Origin of the sequence: Kribbella qitaiheensis, assembly GCF_014217565.1 — a bacterium.
Taxonomy (GTDB): Bacteria; Actinomycetota; Actinomycetes; order Propionibacteriales; family Kribbellaceae; genus Kribbella; species Kribbella qitaiheensis_A.
This window is the reverse complement of record NZ_CP043661.1, coordinates 3,201,302-3,217,348: the sequence shown is the minus strand read 5'-3', so window position 1 is coordinate 3,217,348 and position 16,047 is coordinate 3,201,302. Positions and strand designations below refer to the sequence as shown.

The window sequence follows — 16,047 nt, the reverse complement described above, 5'->3', positions numbered from 1 at the left end:
CTACTGCGGCCACTGCGGCCGCGAGACCGACGAGGGCGGGCACGACGCGTGCCGCCAGGCCCTCGCACTCGAACCACCCCGGTACTGCGACCAGTGCCGCCGCCGGATGATCGTTCAGGTGCACCCCATGGGCTGGACAGCCCGCTGCTCAGCACATGGGGAGTTGTCTTCGCCATGACGGATTCCGAGCTGCTCTGGCATCCGTACTCGTCGCTGAGTGAGCCGTCGCCGATGCACCTGGTCCGCGGTGCGTCCGGCGTACGGCTGCAACTGGACGACGGGAACGGCGGCACGATCGAGGTCATCGATGCGATGTCTTCGTGGTGGTGCATGATCCACGGCTACCGCAACCCGGTGCTGGACGCGGCTTTGAAGGCGCAGGTCGACGATTTCAGTCATGTGATGTTCGGCGGCCTGACGCACGAGCCGGCGATCCGGCTGGCTTCGCGGCTGGTCGAGATCACCCCTTCATCGCTGCAGCATGTCTTCTTCAGCGACTCCGGCTCGGTCTCGGTCGAGGTCGCGATCAAGCTAGCCCTGCAGTACCAGGGCGCGCGCGGCCGGCTTGGCCGGACCCGGATGCTGACCGTTCGCGGCGGGTACCACGGCGACACGTTCGCGCCGATGAGCGTCTGCGACCCGGTGAACGGGATGCACTCACTCTTCACCGGCGCGCTGAAGGAACAGGTCTTCGGTCCGCAGCCGCCTTCTGGTTTCGACCGCCCGGACGACGACCCGGAGTTCCTCGCGTGGGCCGCGGCGATGCGGGAGGTCGCTGCGCAGTACAAGGATCAGGTCGCGGCGATCATCGTCGAGCCGATCCTGCAAGGCGCCGGCGGGATGTACCCGTACAGCCCGGCCTGCCTCAAGCTGCTGCGCGAACTGGCCGACGAGCACGGCTTCCTCCTCATCTTCGACGAGATCGCCACCGGATTCGGCCGCACAGGAACGCTCTTCGCCTCGTCGCATGCCGGCATCGACCCAGACATCCTCTGCATCGGCAAGGCACTCACCGGCGGCTACCTCTCAATGGCAGCCACCCTCTGTACGACGGATGTCGCCCACACCGTCTCGAGCGGGCCAGGCGGAGCCTTGATGCACGGCCCCACCTTCATGGCGAACCCCTTGGCCTGCGCGGTCGCCCTGGCAAGCATCGACCTCCTACTCGCCCAGGACTGGTCGGCCGAGATCGCCCGCATCTCCACGGCTCTCACCGCAAGTCTGACCCCCGCGGCCTCATTGCCCGGAGTCAAGGACGTGCGAGTACTGGGCGCGGTCGGCGTCGTCCAACTGGCCGGCCCGGTAGACATGAAACGCATGACAGAGGCCGTACTGCGCCGCGGCGTCTGGGTCCGCCCCTTCCGCGACCTCGTCTACACGATGCCGCCGTACGTCTGCACCGACGAAGAGATCGCCACCATCGGCACGGCCATCACCGACGCAATTGCCGAAGGCAACTGATGGCGGCCGAGCGGCCGGCGGGGGAGCAGACCGGGTCGGCGGGACGGTCGCCCGGGGAATCGGCGGCGCCGGAGGAACGGTTGCCCGGGAAATCGGCGGCGCCGGAGGAACGGTTGCCCGGGGAATCGGCGGCGCCGGAGGAACGGTTGCCCGGGGAATCGGCTGCGCCGGAGGAACGGTTGCCCGGGAAATCGGCGGCGCCGGAGGCGGGCTTGCTCGCGGAGTGGTTGGCGCCCAAGGCGGCGGCCTTGGAGTCCCGGGGACTCACCCGGCGACTGCGGGCGCGACCTTCCAGCGAAGTACTGATCGACCTTGCGAGCAACGACTATCTCGGGCTGGCTCGTGATCCGCGGGTGGTGGAGGCGGCGGTTGCCGCAGTACGGGAGTGGGGCGCGAGCGCGACGGCTTCCCGCCTGGTCACCGGTACGACGACGCTCCACGCGGAACTGGAATCGGAGCTGGCTTTGTACGCCGGCCAGGAGTCCGGTCTCGTCTTCTCCTCCGGCTACCTCGCCAACCTCGGAGCCGTCACAGCACTCGGCGGCCCCGGCACCCTCCTCGTCTCGGACGAGCACGTTCACGCTTCGATCGTCGACGCCTGCCGCCTGTCCCGCTCCCGCGTAGAAGTCGTCCCTCACAACGATCTCGAGGCAATCACCAAAGCCCTCGCCGAACGCAAAGAACCTCACGCTGTCGTCCTGGTCGAATCCGTCTACAGCGTCCTAGGCGACGCCGCACCGCTAGACGCCTTGTCCGCAGTCGCGATCGAGCACGGAGCTGTCCTCCTAGTCGACGAGGCCCACGGATTAGGTGTCACCGGCAACGGCCACGGCTCTGTCCACGCCGCCGGCCTAGCGGGCCAGGACCACGTCATCGTCACCATGACCCTCTCAAAATCCCTAGCCAGCCAAGGCGGCGTAGTCCTAGGCCCATCCGTACTACGGGAGCACCTCGTCAACCGAGCCCGCCCCTTCATCTTCGACACAGGCCTCAACCCAGCCGCCTGCGCCGCCGCCCTCGCCGCCCTCCGCGTCCTCGCGGACGACCCATCCCGCCCCGATGCCATCCACGCCACAGCCGCCCGCCTAGCGTCGGTCTGTGGAGTAGATCCGTCAGCCGGCGCGGTGGTCTCGGTCCCCATGCCCGGCCCCCGTGAAGCAGTCCAAGCCGCTGAGCTGTGCCTGGAGAACGGCGTACGAGTAGGCAGCTTCCGCCCACCCTCGGTCCCCGACGGCATCTCCCGCCTCCGCCTGACCGCCCACGCCGGCCTCTCTCCAGAAGACCTGGACCACGCCTGCAAGGTAATCACCACCGCAATCCAGGAAGTCTCATGACCAAAGTCCTCTTCGTCACCGGCACCGACACCGGCGTGGGCAAGACCATCGCTACCGCCGCCCTGGCAGCCACCGCCCCAGGATCCGTAGCAGTGGTGAAGCCAGCACAGACAGGCGTAACTGCCGACGAGCCAGGCGACCTCGACGACATCCGCCGCCTCACCGGCCTCACAGACCTCCACGAAGGCATCCGCCTCCTGGACCCCCTGGCCCCCACCACAGCAGGCCGCCGTCAAGGCGTCGCGCTGCCGTCGGTCGACACCCACGCAAAAACAATCGAAGACCTGGCCGCCGATCACGACCTGGTCCTGGTCGAAGGCGCCGGCGGCCTCCTGGTCGGCCTGGATGACGACGGCAACGACCTCGCCGATCTCGCCGCCCGCCTCGACATCCCCTTCGCCTTCGTCCTCGTCACCCGCTCCGGCCTAGGCACCCTCAACCACACCGGCCTTACGGTCGAGGCTCTCCGCGCCCGAGCCCTCCCGATCGCCGGCCTGATCATCGGCTCCTGGCCCACCGAGCCCGATCTCGCCGAACAGTGCAACCTCGAAGACCTCCCGACCACAACCGGTGTACCGATCATCGGCCGCATCCCGGAAGGCGTCGGCTCGTTGTCTCGCGACGCTTTCACCGCGACGGCGCCCAGTTGGTTCAGCTGAAACAATGTTCTCTAGCCTGAAACACTGGTTCAGTCAGTCTCGATCTACACTCCGGCCGTGACTGGATGTCCTGCTCGGTATGACGACGAGCTGGGGATGTGGGTGGTCGACGATCCGGCTGAGGTCAGGGACGTGTTGCTGGATCCGGAGGTGTTTCGGCCGGACAACGCGGTGGTGGCGCACAGCGCGTTGAGCGTGAAGGCGTTGCGGGTGTTGCAGGGGGTCGGGTTCGCGTTGCCGCCGACGCTGGCGAACAACGCGGGGGCAACGCATCGGCCGATCCGGGCGGCGGTGGCGCGGTTCTTCAGTCCGGCGAGGGTTGTGGCGGTAGAGCCGCTGGCGCGCCGGTTGGTGGTTGAGCGGGTGGTTGCTGCTGAGGCTCAATTGCAGGCCTTGGGTGTGGTTGACCTGGTCGAGGCGGTCGCCGCGGAGCCACCCGCGCTGGTGTTGCTCGACCTGCTCCGGCTGCGCGATGTCGACGTACCGGCGTTGAAGGCGTGGAGCCGGGAGTCGTTGGAGTTGTTCTGGGGGTGGCCTGATGAGGATCGGCAGTTGGAGCTTGCACATAGTGCGGCTGAGTTCTACGCCTGGTTGCGGAAGCGGGTCAGCGAGGCTCGGCGGTTGGCCGGGGACGACTTGTTCGGGGTGCTGGTCGAGCTGGGGTTGAGCGATGAGGAGGTGTGCGCGGTCGCGTACTTCCTGCTGATCGCCGGCCAGGAGACCACGACTCAGCTCATCTCGACCGCCTTCCACCGCACCATCACGGCCGACCGGGCCGACCGGGCCGACCGGGCCGACCGGGCCGACCGGGCCGACCGGGCCGACCGGGCCGACCGGGCCGATCCGTCCGATCCGGCTGTTCCGCGTGATTCGGCCGATCCGGGCGATTCCGCCGACGCTCGGTCGGTATTGAGCGACTCCGCGGCTCTTGTGGAGCAAGTCCTGGGGGAGTCCTCCTCCGTCCCGGCCTGGCGCCGCGTCACCGCCGGGCCCGTCTCCATCGGTGGGGTGGACCTGCCTGCGGGTGCGCCGGTTCTGCTCGGGTTGACCGGGCATGGGGGTCCTGCCGATCTCGCCTTCGGGTTGGGGATTCACCGCTGCCTGGGTGCCGGCCTGGCCCGGCTCGAGACGCGGGTCGCGCTGGAATGCGCCGGGGCGCTGCTGGACGGAGTACGGGCTGTTGAGGCAGAGCCGCCGATGATCGACCTGCTGTCCTTCCGAGCCCCGGCCCGGCTGCTGGTGACTCGGGCCTGAATCCGGACCGGCTGGAGTGGATTACAGCCTTGCTGAGCTGCACCGATACCCTTTGTGGGTGACCCAGGAAATTGCACCACATGAGCTGGTTCTGGTCGTCGACTTCGGGGCGCAGTACGCGCAGTTGATCGCGCGGCGGGTGCGCGAGGCGAAGGTGTACTCCGAGATCGTGCCGTCCTCGATGGCCGTCGAGGAGATGCTGGCCCGGCAGCCGAAGGCGATCATCCTGTCCGGCGGACCGCAGTCCGTGTACGCCGAGGGCGCGCCGCGGGTGGATTCCGCACTGTTCGAGGCCGGGGTTCCCGCATTCGGGATCTGCTACGGGTTCCAGGCGATGGCGCAGACGCTGGGCGGCGACGTACGCCGTACGGGACTGCGCGAGTTCGGCCGTACGCCGGTCACGGTGAGCGACGCGGGCACGCTGCTCGCCGGCATTCCCGCGGACCTGAACGTGTGGATGTCCCACGGCGACGCAGTCCATGCGCCGCCGGCCGGGTTCGCAGTACTGGCTGCTTCCTCGGGAGCACCGGTGGCGGCGTTCGAGAACCTGGAGAGCAAGCTGGCGGGGGTGCAGTGGCACCCGGAGGTGCTGCACTCGCAGGCTGGTCAGGCCGTGCTGGAGCACTTCCTGTACGACATCGCGGGCTGCAGCGGTGACTGGACGACGACGAACGTGGTCGACGAACAGGTCGAGCTGATCCGCCAGCAGGTCGGCGACAAGCAGGTGCTGTGCGCGCTGTCCGGTGGTGTCGACTCCGCGGTCGCGGCGGCTCTGGTGAGCAGGGCGATCGGTGACCAGCTGACTTGTGTGTACGTCGACCATGGGCTGCAGCGGTCAGGTGAGTCGGACCAGATCGAGAAGGACTTCGTCGCCGCTACCGGGACTCGGCTTGAGGTTGTCGACGCTGAGGATCAGTTCCTGGGAGCACTGGCCGGGGTGACGGATCCGGAGCAGAAGCGGAAGATCGTCGGGCGGGAGTTCATTCGGACCTTCGAGGCGACCGCGCGGAAGCTGGACGCGGACCGGCACATCGAGTTCTTGGTCCAGGGGACGCTTTATCCAGATGTGGTCGAGTCCGGTGGCGGGACCGGTACGGCGAACATCAAGTCACATCACAACGTGGGTGGGCTGCCGGATGACCTGCAGTTCTCGCTGATCGAGCCGCTGCGGACGCTGTTCAAGGACGAGGTGCGGGAGCTCGGCATCGCGCTCGGACTGCCGGAGACGCTGGTCTACCGGCATCCGTTCCCGGGGCCTGGGCTGTCGATCCGGATCATCGGCGAGGTCACCAAGGACCGGCTGGAGATTCTTCGCGCGGCCGACCTGATCGCCCGGACGGAGCTGACCGCTGCCGGTCTCGACCGCGACATCTGGCAGTTCCCGGTCGTCCTCCTTGCCGATGTCCGCTCGGTCGGCGTGCAGGGGGATGGGCGTACGTACGGTCACCCGGTCGTACTGCGGCCGGTCACCAGCGAAGACGCGATGACCGCCGACTGGGCGCGTCTCCCGTACGAGGTGCTGGAGAAGATCTCCACCCGCATCACCAACGAGGTCGACGAGATCAACCGCGTAACCGTAGACATCACCAGCAAGCCCCCAGGCACCATCGAGTGGGAGTGATTCCCTTCCCACGCAGCGACGACACCGAGGTCTGAGACCCGTGAAGCCCAGGATGCTGTTGGCGTCCTGGGCTTCAGTTGTTTACAGGGTCAGTACGACGGTGGCGGTGGTGCCGTCGCGGTAGGTGACCCGGACGGGTGTGTTGTGGGAGCGGGATTCGAGTTCGTTGCCGGGGAACCAAAGCGCGAACTGGCCGCCGGAGACGGTGGCGGTGACCACGCCATGGGTTGCGCTGGCGTAGGTGACTGCGGCGACGTCCGATCCGGCGGCGCCGGCGGCGATCGAGAGTTGATTGCCGTCGATCGAGCCGGCGCCGAGGACGGTGGCGGACAGCCTGCGGTTGCCCGGCTGGTCGGCGTCCGACGCCGACCCGATCGAGCCGATGTTGGACTTGAACAGCGGCGTCGACTCGTCCGTGATGCAGAGGGCGGAGAAGCCGTTCTGGCCGGCAAGGACCACGAGCGTCCACGCGCCGCGCTGCTCCGAGATCGCGGTGGTAGCGGCCTTCAGCTGAGCAGCGTTCCCAGAGGACTTCCGTGCGTCGCGGCAGGAAGAGGCGGCCTTGGCGCTTTCCGAGGCCGACAAGCCGGTGGGCGCTGCTACCCAGGTGGCGAAGGCCTTGTCGCCGCCGAGAGTGGACGGCAGTACAAGAGCAGCGACAGTCGCGGCAGCCACAGCCCCGACCGCCAAAGCGACAGCCCGCCGGCGGTTCCTCCGCGGCAGGATGGCGGGCAGCGCCGGGTCGGTCGCGAGGATGCGTTCGAGATCCGCGCGGGCGCGTGGCCCGAACGGGTCGATCTCGGTGGTAGCCGGATCCAGCGTCCGGAGTACGTCGAAGTCGGTCAGTGTCATGAGGACTGCCTTTCGGCCGGGGCGAGCGTGGAGTCTGGGCGGTGGTCGAGGTGCATCCGGAGCGCGCGGCGGGCTCGGCTGAGGCGCAGCCGGAACGCGACGGGGGAGATCCCGAGGACGACCGCGGCTTGCGGCGCCGCGAGATCGTCGAGTACTACAAGGGCGAGCGCCTCCTGATGCACGGCCGACAGCCGGTCCCACGCCTTCGCGAGATCGACCTGCTGGGCAACGAGATCCGCGTCGCCGCCGGCCGATACGGAGGGTGCGGTAGCCAGCCGTACGGCGAGCGCGCGGCGGCGTTCGGCTCCGCGCTGGGTGTTCATGATGGCGTGCCGGGCGACGCCGAAGAGCCACGCGCGGGCGTCCACGAGCTGCTCCGGTACCTCGTCCATCCGCCGCCAGGCGACCAGGAACGCCTCAGCGACGACGTCCTCGGCATGGCCCTGCACGCGGCGCTGGGCAAATCGAACCAGGTCCGCGTACGCCGCCTGATAGAGCGCGCTGAACCGAGTCTCGCGGTCCGGAGCGCGTGAAGGATTCGTCATGACCCGCACCTGTCCGGCATGAGCCCAAGTGTGTCGCCAACGTCAGCTATGTCGCCTGAAGCCGGGTCTCCAGAGCGTCGGCGTCGACCGGGCGGCCGAGAGTGCGGAGACGGTCGACCAGCAACCAGCCGGCCCGATACCAGGCGTCGTCGCCAGTCGGAAGACTCGCGAAGATCTCCTGCAGCATGACCTCGTCGGTAGTGCCGTGTTCGGCGATCAGCAGCCGGGCGCTGGTCAACTGAACCTCGAAACCACCGTGTTCGTAGTACGCCGCGGCGCTCCGTGCCTGCTCGACCGCCGCCGCGATATCGCCCTGCTGCAGCTTCAGCATCCCCAGGTCCCAATCGACGCCGGCCAGCTGGAACAACACGGCCTCATCGGCGGAGGGGAGCGGATCGAGCACCTGCCGGGCCCGGCCGAGCAGTTGACCGACGAGGTCGAACTCCCCGGCATACCGAGCCGACTGGGCACCGAGGCGGATCGCCTGGACGAACTCGATCGGCAGCTCGGCCGTCTCGAAATGCTCGGCCGCGACCAGGAACACGTCGATGGCTTCCTTGTCCCGATCCAGCCGTTCGAGCAGCAACCCCTCGTCCTGCCGGGTCCTGCCGAGCCAGGCCGGGTGCGCGTCGGCCGGTACGTCGGCCAGCAGCGCCCGGACCTGCGCAAGGGCCGGCTCCAGCTCACCCAGAGCTCGATAGGCGTCAACCAGTACGCCGCGTACGTCGGCTTGGAGACTCGCGAGCTCGGGATCACGCAGTACGGGCAGTGCCTCTTCGCCGGTCTCGGCGGACTCCAGCGGACGGCCCGTGAACAGGTACGCGCGGGCGAGTTCGACGCGGCAGATCGCGACATGTACTTCGGCACCGGGGACGCCGATGGCCAGCGCGACCGCTTCCTCCAGATCGGCGACGGCCTCGTCCGGACGGTCCTTGGCGATCTTGATCCAGCCGCGCTGACGGTAGGCGAACGACCGCGGCAGGTCGTGCGTGGTCGCGAGACCAGCGGTCGCGGCTTCCTCGGCCTCGTCGAGCTGCTCCGACTGGATCAGCAGGTTGCATTGCAGGATCCCCGCGGCAGCTCGCAGCTCGCCCTCGGTGCTCGGGCTGGTGCGGAGAATCGTCAACTCCTGCTGGGCTTCTTCGGCCCGGCCGGCCTGCGCGAGGATGGTCGCGAGCGAATACCGCCAGCCGTTCTGGCGACGCGGCTCGTCGGTGTCGATCAGCCGGCGCAGCGGCTCTTCGCCCGTTGCCAGGCTCTCCTCGATCCGGCCCAGTTCGGACAGCACCCTGGCGATCCGGCCACGGTCGCGAAGCATCCGGACCTCCTCACCGAGCTCGGCGTACAGGGCGAGCGCCTCGCGCCAGGCATCGAGAGCCTGCTCGTCCTGACCCATCGCGGCCAGGCCGCGGCCGTCGAGCAGACGCGCCTGGTCGAGCTTGGTCCGCTCGTCCGCCGGCACCTCACGCTCGAACGCCTCCCAGGCCGCGATCGCCTGCTCACGGCGATCGTTCTGCCAGTCCTCCTCGGCCTTGTCCAGCCAGCCGGTCCCGACCGGATCAGGGCCTACGGCAACTTCTTCCGCGCGCGCCGGTGCCTGGACCTGGCTGCGCGCGTAGGCACGCCTGGCGGTCTCGGACAGCGGCAAGTACTCCAGCCACGGCTCGGCGTCGAGGATCGAACGGATCGAGGCGGTCTGGTGGCCGGTGCCGTTCCGTACGTCGAACTGCCCGGCCAACTCCAACGCCCGGGCGGCGAACTGTGCCGACAGGTCTGCCGAGGCGATCTCGGCCTCCTGAGGGCGGCGGATCATCAGGTCGACCCGGCTCAGAGCAAGGGCGGCCGCGGCGGCGAAGCGCATCTCGGCGAATGGGCTGGGCGGGTCCGACAGCTCGGGCAGATGACGTTCGATCAGCTCGACAGCGCGGGCCTCGTTGCCGGTGCGAGCGCAGAACAGGACGTGCTCGGCGTACGTCTCCAGCTCGCCCGGGTTACCGCGCAGTGCCCGATAGGCCCGGCGATGTGCGTCGGCAGCCTCGGAATGCATGCCTTCAGCAACATATGCGGGCAGCAGGGTGGTCAGCAGTTGCTGCGGCTGCTCGTTGCAGGTCAGCTGCCCGTCCAGCACGCCGACGGCCAGCGCCAGCGCCTCGGCCGGCTGCCCGGTCTCGATCAGATGCCGCGCCTTCGCCGTGGGGTCACAGCCGATGCAGTCCGAGAGGTCGTCCCGCGGCGCGGTCGACCACAGCCTGAACTGCTCGGCCGCGGTCGTCTCGTCACCGATGTGGTTCGCGACGAGCCAGCGGTAGTGATGCACGACCTGCGGACTGTGCCCGCCCGCGCGCCACCTTCGATCCATGTCGTCCAGCACCGCGTAGGTCTGGTCGAGCGAGACCTCGGGGAACTTCGCCAAGGTGTTGGGCGTGTATTTGAAGCACCACAGGAACGTGTGCGCATGCCGCTGGTACTTCGCCGGGTCCGCATCCCAGTCGGTCACGCACCGCGCGAACGGCACCAGCATCTTCCGCGGCTCGCCGCCCATCACGTACGCAGTGACGAGGGTGAGCCGTGCATAGAAGGCCAGGTCCTCATCGGTCGACGCGTCCGCCCGGCGTACGACGTCTTCCAGCAAGGCCGAACGAGCTTTCCCGTACGGCGTACTCATGGCGCTGTTGAGTCGTTCGATCAGCTCGTCGTCGCTCATCTCGAGTCCTCCTGGGTTGGGACAGCCTGGTCCAGCAGGCCGAGGAACGATCGGTTCACCAAGGCGGAGTCCGCCGGGCTGATCGGGTGGTAGCCGAGCATCAGGGCGTGCCCGTAGAGGCCTTCGACCGCGAGCCGGGCGAGCTCGGGATCCGCGAGCCCGACCATCCGGCGTACGAGCGGGCTTCGGTGGTTCAGCACGAGTTGCGGGCGGCTGTCGTCGTGGGTGTCGAGCGCGCCGAGGACCTCTGACCAGAGCGCGTCGGCCTTGCTTTTGGTGGATCGCAGCTCGGCAGCGAACTGAGCGGACCGGTCGACGAGATAGATCGCGGGTAGCCCGGGCCGGGTCGAACGCGCGGACGACGACCTCGCAGCCGACCGCGTCGAGCGCCTCCTGGGCGAGCTGCACGAAGGGCCTCAGCGCGAACTCGGTCTCCGGATCCAGACTGTCGAAGCTGGTGCTCAGCTCGGTCGCGTCGAATCGGCTGACTGCCAGCCCGGGAACCACCTCGGGCAGGCGTTCGAGCAACTCGGTGTCGTACGTATAGCCGCCGTTCACCACGGTGAGTTGCTGCGCCGCGGCGACAGCGGCCAGTTGACGGAACTCCTCGATCGTCGCGACATACCGGATTTCGTCATGCCGCTCGTGCAATTCGGCGGAGGTCATCCGGCCGTGGTTCGTCTCGAACCTCAGCCAGCGATGGACCAGCCGGAGCATCTCGTCGTCGTGCAGCGCGAGCGCCTTCACACCGAGCTGGTGGATGCCGAGGAAGCGGTCCAGCTTCTGCGGATCCGTACTGCCGAGGCGGACCAGCCAGCCTCGCAGCTGGGCTCCGAGTGCCTCCCTGGTCGCCTCGAGTTGACCGTCGTCGAAGAGCGCCTCGCGGCTCGCGGTCGGGCGGAGCTCGGAGGTGTCGATCACGGCCCGGACGAAGAACGCCCAGTCCGGCAAGAGGCCTTCGACACCTTCGGCCAGCAGCATGCGCTTGAGGTAGACGCGATGGGTGGCGCGCTCGGCCGGGTTCGCGGGGAAGGGCAGCACGAAGGCGACCCCGGTGAGCCCGGCGCCGGGACTGTTGAGCTGAATCACGTCGAAAGGAGTGAAGCCGAGCTTGTCCTGCGCATAGCCGACGAGCTCGGCCCGTTGGGTCGCGCCGGTGCTCTCCCAAGGCGCCTTGCCCTCGGTGACCTGCTCGCCGTCCACGCGGATCTCGAGCGGAAGCAAAGCACCGAAGAGCTTGATCAGCTCGATTACGGTGGCCTGCTTGAACCACTGCTCGGCACCGCGACGCGCGTTGAGCGTCACCGTCGTACCGGTTTCTCCGGCCGGGCCCGCCTCGGTGATGGAGTATCGCCCGTCCGCAGTACCGACCCAGCGCGTGGCCGGGCCGCCGGTGGGCTGTGTCAGTACTTCGATCTCGTCGGAGACCATGAAGGCCGACAGCAGCCCGATGCCGAACTGGCCGAGGAACTCGGTCCGCGCGAAGCCGATCTCGTCCCGTTTCGAACTCCGCCCGATCGTCGCCAGCAACTCCCGCACCTCGTCGGGCCCGAGCCCGATCCCGGTGTCGGTGATACTCAGCCGATCAGCACCGGTCCGTACGTCGATCCGCGCCGGCGCGTCCGGCTCTCGCGTCCGGCGCGCGGTGATCGCGTCCACAGCGTTCTGCAACAGCTCCCGCAGATAGACCCGCGGACTGCTGTACAGGTGATTGCTCAGCAGATCGACGATCCCGTGCAGATCGACCTGAAAGTTCTCGCTCCCCATGCCCAGCCTCTCGTCCCACCCCCGGGCGCCACACGCTACGCCATCGCGGCGACAGAGGCCGGTGCGCTCCTCAGAGGTGGGCGACGAAACGGATGGCCAGTTTGGAGAAGCGGCTGCCTTGCTTGGCATAGTTGAGGAACTTGTCGATGCCTTCGAGGTACTCGGTCACCCTGCTCGCCTTGGCGATGTCGTCGGACAAGGCGATCGGCAGCTTCGTGGTCGGCTCCCGGACAGTCACCTTCAGGGTTTCGTCGCGGCACTTGCTGGTGGCGATCCCGACGCCCAACCCCTCCATGACGATGGTGGACAACTGCTTGTCCGCCAGTCCGTCGACGGTCCCGGCGTACTTCGTGACCGCGAGGGTGCATTGGACCAGTGCCGGACTGAGCCGGCCGGTGCGTTTGAGTGCATCGGCCAAGGCCTGCTGCCCGAGTGACGCGATCTTCCCCGCGACCACGGAATGCCCCACCCACCCGACCGTGAGCGGAAGTTCCAGATCCCACGCGAGCGAGGCCGGTGGCAGGTCGACCGTGACGACGCCTCCCGGCACGAGGAAGTTCCGGCCGGCTGCGAAGATTCCGCGGTACGAGGTCATGGTGAGGGTGTCGCCCCAGGGCGTCACGTCGCCGTCCACGCTGCCCGTGTTCCGCAGTACCCAGACGGCGTCGCTGTTGTTCTCCAGATAGGTCGTGGCTCCGGAAACCGTCGTACACGCGGTGATCTTGTCGATGTACTCCACCTCGGCCTCGGTGTCCGTCGTGACGACGAGCGGGACACCGTAGTTGCCGGGGCAGTCGGTCCGTGGAACCTGATAGGTCGCCTTGGCCGGCGGCGGATCCGACGGCGGCGGTGAGAAGGGTGGAATGCTGATCCGGCTCGTGGCCGGCGTCGGCGTGACCTCACAGTCGGCGCCGTTGCAGCATCCACTGAGCCCCAGCCCCAGGACGACAACGCTGATGATGACCTTCGCTGCATTATGCATCGGATCCCCCGGTCTCTTCTTGTGACAGTAGGTCACGGACGACGATTACGGAAGGTGACAACGTCGGGAACCGCTGGCCTTGAAAGCGCGGCGAACATGTGTTCGACTATCATCCATGCGATGGGCTGGACAGCAGATCGACAAGGAAACGCCGGGGACGTTGCCGGGGCTGGGGTCGATCGCGGGCCTGGTGCGGAGTGTGACGACGCCGGAGTTCCGTGGCGTGACGTTCCACGAGGTGCTGGCGCGGTCGGCGCTGAACTCGGTGCCCGGGTCCGGGCTGCCGTTCAACTGGACGGTCAATCCGTACCGCGGTTGCACGCACGCCTGCCGGTACTGCTTCGCGCGTCCGAGCCATCGCTACCTGGAATTGGACCAGGGCCTGGATTTCGACCAGCAGATCGTGGTCAAGACGAACGTCGCCGACGTACTCCGCAGGGAGCTGGCGCGGCCCTCGTGGCGTGGTGACCAAGTTGCCCTCGGCACCAATACCGACCCGTACCAGCGGGCGGAGGGGCGCTACCGGCTGATGCCGGGAATCATCGAGGCGCTGGCGGATTCCGGTACGCCGTTGTCGATCCTGACGAAGGGGACGTTGCTCAAGCGCGACCTCTCGCTGCTGACGGAAGTGGCCGAGCGGGTGCCGGTCGGGATCGGTATCTCCTTGGCGCTGGGGGACGAGGAGCTCCGCAAGCGTCTCGAGCCTGGCGTGCCGTCGGTGCGCGGCCGTCTGGACCTGATCCGGGCAGTGCGTTCAGCCGGCCTGCCGTGCGGCGTGATGGTGGCGCCGGTGCTGCCGTGGATGACCGATTCTGCTGAGCAACTGGACGAGCTGCTGGGTGAGCTGGCGGAGGCGGGCGCGACCGGGGTGACGACGCTCGTCCTGCATCTGAGGCCGGGCGTGAAGGAATGGTTCATGGGTTGGCTCGCCCAGGAGCGTCCAGACCTGGTTTCACGCTATGAGCAGCTCTACTCGCGGGGTGCGAACGCCTCACCGAGCTTCCGCCGCGACTTCGAGGCGAAGGTCCGCCCTCTCCTTGACAAACATGGCTTCGGCTCCTCCTCCCGCCACCGCTCTCGCTCCGACAGCGAACCGGTCACCCCCACCAAGCGGCTGGGCATCGTCGAGATTCCAGGCCAAGGCTCAGACTCCGGCTGGGGAGAACCGGACCCCACCCGGGCTCGCTTCCGAGGTCCCCGCAAGGCACCGGCCCCTGTCCCACCAGCCACCCCGGACCTCAGCCAGGACACGCTTTTCTAGAACCATGGCCGCCAGGTGATCTGAAAAGCGGTTGCTCGCCGGGCTTCGGCGCTGTGTGATCAGGTCATCTGCGACCGACGCCACTGTGCGATCGGGGCACTGCGTCCGACTCGTCAGCCGGGAGAGGCCAACTCATGAGCACGCCACGATCGCTGCCATCACCGCCCTCGCCACCATCACCGCCCTCGCTGCCGTCGCAGTCCTCGCCGCCATCGGAGCCCTCGCCGCCTGGTCTCGACGGATCAGCTATCCGGATCGGCGCTCTCGTCCCGCTCACTCGGCCTGGCTGGGTAGAGGCAGGGCAACACCTCCTAGCCGGACTCGAGTTGGCCGTTCGCGATGTCAACGACGCCGGCGGCATCGCCGGCACCCCACTCGAACTGCTGGTCAGAGACACCGCAGCCGATCCACAAAAGGCCGTAGCGGCGGTAGACGAGCTGGACCGCCTAGGCGTTGCTGCCTTAGCCGGGGAGTATCACAGCGTCGTCGCCCGCGCCGCTGCCACCAGAGCGGACGCCCTCGGCCTGCCGTTTCTCTGCTCGTCAGCGGTCCTCGACGCACTCACCGAACAACCAACAGACTGGGTCGCGCGCCTAGCCCCGCCACAATCCCGCGGCTGGCAGCTCTACGCAGACTTCCTACTCAACTCTGGCCACAGCCAAATAGCCGTCGCAACCCAGTCAAGCATCTACTGGGCATCCGGCCTCACCATCCTGCGGGACTACCTCACCCCACGCGGTGGCACCGTCACCGAACTCGACCTGCGCGCACTAACCCCCACGGCCGTCTGCGACGAACTAGCCAACAACCGCACAACAGCCCTTCTCCTACTGGTCGGCCACCCAGACCCAGCGGTTCCACTCGTCAAGGCCATCCGCCACGATCCCCGCCTGGCCGAACTCTTGATCGGCGCCCCAGCCGGCCAACCAGAGTTCTCGGAATGGGCAACTCTGCTGGGCACCGACGGCGCCGCAATCCCCTTCCTCCGCTACCTACCCGAACACCTAACCCCCCTCGGCACCCAAGTCGACACCGCCCTCCGCAAGCTGTTACCCGAACCCCCTTCCTTCGTAGCCTTCGAGGGCTACGACACCATCGCCGTACTCGCCGAAATACTCCGTACTCACGGCCCAACCCGAACCCGCATAGCCACCTCCTGGCCCCACCTAGAAGTCGAAGGCACCCGAGCCCGAATCACCTTCACCCGCACCCCGTCCATCCCCACCTACCAATGGCCCACGCCCCCAATCCAAGTAGCCGACCGAGACCCAGCAGACCCCACCAGTTTCCGAACCCTCCACACCACCTAAGCCCCTCACCAGCACCCACCGCCGGGCGGTACGGCGAACGCACTGACTTGCCCGCCACGAACTCAGGACCGCCCGGGACGCCGCCACTGCCCGACCGCCACGACCAGCACGGCTGAGCCGCCCGCCCGCAGTCGCGGGTGCCGCCGGGGGAGCTGCGTGGCCTACCCCGCCGGGACGGGCAGTTGGCCGACACTCTCGTCGCCGCGGCCGTGTGCGCCGCCGAGGAGTTGCGCCGGCTCACCTACCCGCCACCACCGGTGGTCGGCCGACACCTTCATCACGCGCCCGTCCCTGGTA

At 68.0% G+C, this 16,047-nt stretch carries 11 protein-coding genes; 7 read left to right on the top strand and 4 right to left on the bottom strand.

Annotation, left to right across the window (positions count from 1 at the left end; translation table 11 throughout):
- Nucleotides 1-174: 174 nt before the first annotated feature.
- From bioA to guaA, 5 genes are read left to right on the top strand one after another with little or no spacing between them, the layout of a single operon-like run.
- Nucleotides 175-1,461, top strand: a complete 1,287-nt coding sequence (bioA, locus tag F1D05_RS14770) for an adenosylmethionine--8-amino-7-oxononanoate transaminase (protein WP_185448231.1) — start codon at nucleotides 175-177, stop codon at nucleotides 1,459-1,461.
- A complete protein-coding gene (locus tag F1D05_RS14765) occupies nucleotides 1,461-2,795 on the top strand; it encodes an 8-amino-7-oxononanoate synthase (protein WP_281388946.1) in 1,335 nt (444 codons plus the stop codon). Before bioA ends, F1D05_RS14765 begins: the two co-directional genes overlap by 1 nt.
- Nucleotides 2,792-3,454 (top strand): dethiobiotin synthase, encoded by a 663-nt coding sequence (bioD, locus tag F1D05_RS14760; protein WP_185448230.1) that lies wholly within the window; start codon nucleotides 2,792-2,794, stop codon nucleotides 3,452-3,454. Before F1D05_RS14765 ends, bioD begins: the two co-directional genes overlap by 4 nt.
- Before the next feature lie 57 nt (nucleotides 3,455-3,511).
- Complete coding sequence (locus F1D05_RS14755) at nucleotides 3,512-4,708, top strand: cytochrome P450 (protein ID WP_206686218.1); 1,197 nt, start codon at nucleotides 3,512-3,514, stop codon at nucleotides 4,706-4,708.
- Between the two features lie 58 nt (nucleotides 4,709-4,766).
- Nucleotides 4,767-6,329 (top strand): glutamine-hydrolyzing GMP synthase, encoded by a 1,563-nt coding sequence (gene guaA, locus F1D05_RS14750; RefSeq protein ID WP_206686217.1) that lies wholly within the window; start codon nucleotides 4,767-4,769, stop codon nucleotides 6,327-6,329.
- Between the two features lie 81 nt (nucleotides 6,330-6,410).
- Here the strand turns inward: guaA and F1D05_RS14745 are convergent, their stop codons facing one another.
- The 4 genes from F1D05_RS14745 to F1D05_RS14725 all read right to left on the bottom strand — a co-directional run bounded on the left by F1D05_RS14745 (nucleotide 6,411) and on the right by F1D05_RS14725 (nucleotide 13,179).
- Nucleotides 6,411-7,181: a hypothetical protein gene (locus tag F1D05_RS14745; protein WP_185448229.1), complete on the bottom strand. Its 771-nt coding sequence runs from the start codon at nucleotides 7,179-7,181 to the stop codon at nucleotides 6,411-6,413.
- A complete protein-coding gene (locus tag F1D05_RS14740) occupies nucleotides 7,178-7,726 on the bottom strand; it encodes an RNA polymerase sigma factor (protein ID WP_185448228.1) in 549 nt (182 codons plus the stop codon). Before F1D05_RS14740 ends, F1D05_RS14745 begins: the two co-directional genes overlap by 4 nt.
- A gap of 46 nt (nucleotides 7,727-7,772) precedes the next feature.
- Nucleotides 7,773-12,197 carry an HSP90 family protein gene (locus F1D05_RS38855; protein WP_206686216.1) on the bottom strand — a complete coding sequence of 1,475 codons (4,425 nt, stop codon included), beginning with the start codon at nucleotides 12,195-12,197 and terminating at the stop codon, nucleotides 7,773-7,775.
- Between the two features lie 70 nt (nucleotides 12,198-12,267).
- Nucleotides 12,268-13,179 carry a hypothetical protein gene (locus tag F1D05_RS14725; protein WP_185448226.1) on the bottom strand — a complete coding sequence of 304 codons (912 nt, stop codon included), beginning with the start codon at nucleotides 13,177-13,179 and terminating at the stop codon, nucleotides 12,268-12,270.
- A gap of 115 nt (nucleotides 13,180-13,294) precedes the next feature.
- Between F1D05_RS14725 and F1D05_RS14720 the strand changes: the two genes are divergently transcribed.
- Both F1D05_RS14720 and F1D05_RS14715 read left to right on the top strand, forming a co-directional pair.
- Nucleotides 13,295-14,440 (top strand): Rv2578c family radical SAM protein, encoded by a 1,146-nt coding sequence (locus F1D05_RS14720; RefSeq protein ID WP_185448225.1) that lies wholly within the window; start codon nucleotides 13,295-13,297, stop codon nucleotides 14,438-14,440.
- 188 nt (nucleotides 14,441-14,628) lie between these two features.
- Entirely contained in the window at nucleotides 14,629-15,750 is a 1,122-nt protein-coding gene (locus F1D05_RS14715; protein WP_246486861.1) for an ABC transporter substrate-binding protein, read from the top strand.
- Nucleotides 15,751-16,047 lie beyond the last annotated feature (297 nt).

Excerpts from the sequence above, each read along its gene's own strand:
- F1D05_RS14765 (WP_281388946.1), top strand. The coding sequence starts at position 1,461 with ATGGCGGCCGAGCGGCCGGCGGGGGAGCAGACCGGGTCGGCGGGACGG.
- bioA (WP_185448231.1), top strand. The coding sequence starts at position 175 with ATGACGGATTCCGAGCTGCTCTGGCATCCGTACTCGTCGCTGAGTGAG.
- F1D05_RS14740 (WP_185448228.1), bottom strand. The coding sequence starts at position 7,726 with ATGACGAATCCTTCACGCGCTCCGGACCGCGAGACTCGGTTCAGCGCG.
- bioD (WP_185448230.1), top strand. The coding sequence starts at position 2,792 with ATGACCAAAGTCCTCTTCGTCACCGGCACCGACACCGGCGTGGGCAAG.
- F1D05_RS14725 (WP_185448226.1), bottom strand. The coding sequence starts at position 13,179 with ATGCATAATGCAGCGAAGGTCATCATCAGCGTTGTCGTCCTGGGGCTG.
- F1D05_RS38855 (WP_206686216.1), bottom strand. The coding sequence starts at position 12,197 with ATGGGGAGCGAGAACTTTCAGGTCGATCTGCACGGGATCGTCGATCTG.
- F1D05_RS14720 (WP_185448225.1), top strand. The coding sequence starts at position 13,295 with ATGCGATGGGCTGGACAGCAGATCGACAAGGAAACGCCGGGGACGTTG.
- F1D05_RS14745 (WP_185448229.1), bottom strand. The coding sequence starts at position 7,181 with ATGACACTGACCGACTTCGACGTACTCCGGACGCTGGATCCGGCTACC.